Annotated in this window: 3 protein-coding genes; 1 reads left to right on the forward strand and 2 read right to left on the reverse strand. The window is 74.1% G+C overall.

What is annotated here, in order from left to right; all coding sequences use genetic code 11:
• A partial coding sequence (locus tag GWI24_RS43395) for an ABC transporter ATP-binding protein (protein ID WP_210951515.1) occupies positions 1 to 854 on the reverse strand: 854 nt, incomplete at its 3' end.
• Positions 851 to 1,612, reverse strand: a complete 762-nt coding sequence (locus tag GWI24_RS43400; RefSeq protein WP_247617701.1) for a FadR/GntR family transcriptional regulator — start codon at positions 1,610 to 1,612, stop codon at positions 851 to 853. The genes GWI24_RS43400 and GWI24_RS43395, both read right to left, overlap by 4 nt.
• Before the next feature lie 179 nt (positions 1,613 to 1,791).
• Between GWI24_RS43400 and GWI24_RS43405 the strand changes: the two genes are divergently transcribed.
• On the forward strand, positions 1,792 to 2,409 hold a 618-nt coding region (locus GWI24_RS43405), incomplete at its 3' end, for an exonuclease domain-containing protein (protein WP_210951516.1).

Here is a 2,409-nt window from a genome sequence, read left to right on the forward strand (position 1 = left end):
GAGGAGCCGGTGCCCTGGTACGAGCCCGTGCCCTGGTACGAGCCCGTGCCCTGGTACGGGGGGCGCAGGGCGCGGGCGGCCCAGCGGCCGTCGGTGCGGCTGATGTGCACCGGGTGGTCGAAGCACTTGGTGATGTGGTCGGTGGTCACCACCTCGTCCACCGAGCCCGACGCCAGGCACTCCCCGGTGCGCAGCAGCATGGCGTGGGTGGTGCTGGCGGGCAGCTCCTCCAGGTGGTGGGTGACCAGGACCGTGGCCAGTTCGGGGTGGTCCCGGCGCAGGATGTCCAGGCTCTCCAGCAGCTGCTCACGGGCGGCCAGATCCAGACCGGTGGCCGGTTCGTCGAGCAGCAGCAGCCGGGGGAGGGGCATCAGCGCCCGGGCGATCAGCACCCGGCCGCGCTGACCCTGTGACAGGGTCGGCCAGCGCGCGTCCAGCTTTCCGCCCATGCCGAGGGTGGTGAGCAGCCGGTCGGCCCGGTCGCGCTGGTCGGGGGTGGGGCGGTGGCGGGGGACCGGCTCCACGGTGTTGGTCAGCCCGGTGAGCACCACGTCCCGCACCCGCAGCGGGGAGCGCAGCGGATGCCGGGGATCCACATGGCCCACGAACGACCGCAGCTCCCGCAGATCCACCCGCCCCAGCGTGCGGCCGAGGACCTCCACCGTGCCGCGCGTGGGGTGCACCAGCGCGCCCGCCAGGCTGAGCAGGGTGGACTTGCCCGCGCCGTTGGAGCCGAGCAGCGCCCAGTGCTCGCCCTGATGGACGGTGAGCGAGATCGAGCGCAGCAGCGGGGTGCCGTCGCGCACCACATCCACCTCGCGCAGCCTGAGTACCGGGACGGCCGGGGCGGTCACGGGGCCGCCACCTCCTTTTCGCTGTTGTCGCTTTCGAGTTCGCTTGTGTCGCTGCCGCTGCCGCTGCCGTTGCCGTTGCCGCTGTCGTTGTCGCTGCCGAAGAGTTCCATGACGGCCTCGAGATGGGCGACCGTGGCCTCGATCGCGGCGTCGGCGTCGCCGCGCGCCAGCCCGTCCAGTAGCTCGGCATGGGCGCACGACACATCGGGCAGGGCCGGCTCGTGGCTGACCATCTCCACCAGCGCCTCGCGCAGCACCGGCAGGACGGAGGTGAACAGGCCGAGCAGCACGGCGTTCCCGGACAGCTCCACCACGGTCCGGTGGAAGGCCAGATCGGCGTCCACGAAGGCGGACGGATCGCCTCCGGCCCGCTCCTCGCGCAGCGCGAGGTGGTCCCGCAGCCGCCCGATGTCCTCGGGGCGGATACGCCCGGCGGCCAGCCGGGCGGCCTCGACCTCGAGGGCGCGGCGCACCTCGTACACCTCGCGCAGCCGGGCCCGGCGCAGCAGCCGCCGCATATCGCCCTCCCCGGCGGGGGCCGGGGGGCGCGCGGCGTAGGTGCCCGAGCCGTGGCGCACCTCCACCAGCCCGTCATGGGCCAGCAGGCGTACGGCCTCCCGCACCGAGGAGCGGCCGACGCCCAGTTCGGCGGCGAGCGCCACCTCGTTGGGCAGCCGCTCGCCGGGCCGCCAGCGGCCCTCGGTGAGCATCGCGCGCAGGGCGCTCTCGACCCGCGGCACCACGGGTCCGTGCCGCAAGCGTGCCGTCTCCGCCGCCACCGCGCCGCCCCTTCCTGACCGATCATCCGAGGACGGCGGGGACTCTAACACAGAGTCCTCAGACGTCTGAGGACTTGGTCCGGCGCACCGGCCGTTGTCAGTGGTGCATGGGAAGGTGGTGCACACATGGGGGAAGTACGACAAAGGGAGGGGCGGCCATGGGCTGGCACCGGGGGCTGCTGATCGGATTCGACCTGGAGACGACGGGCACCGATCCGCGCGCGGCACGGATCGTGACGGCGGCCGTGGTCGAGGTGAGGGGCGGGGAGCCGGTCGGGCGCCGCGAGTGGCTGGCCGACCCCCAAGTGCCCATCCCTGAGGACGCCGTGGCGGTGCACGGGATCACCGGTGAGCGGGCGGCGGCGGAGGGCAGGCCCGCGCGCGAGGTGGTCGAGGAGGTCGCCGAGGTGCTGGTGGCCCACTGGCGCGCCGGCGCCCCGGTGGTGGCGTACAACGCGGCGTTCGATCTCAGCCTGCTCGCCGCCGAGTTGGGGCGGCACGAGCTGCGCCCGCTGAGCGAGCGGCTGGAGGGCGCGGAGACCGGCCCCGTCGTGGATCCGTACACGATAGACCGCGCCGTCGACCGCTACCGCAAGGGCAAGCGCACGCTGGAGGCCGTCTGCGGGGAGTACGGGGTGGTGCACGACCGCGCCCATGACGCCGGTGCGGACGCGCTGGCGGCGGTGCGGGTCGCCTGCGCGCTCGCCGAGCGGTACGGCGAGGTCGCCGGGCTCGAGCTGTGGGACCTCCACCGCAAGCAGGTGGGGTGGTACGCC

The organism is Streptomyces sp. MK37H, from assembly GCF_018035285.1.
Taxonomy (GTDB): domain Bacteria; phylum Actinomycetota; class Actinomycetes; order Streptomycetales; family Streptomycetaceae; genus Streptomyces; species Streptomyces endocoffeicus.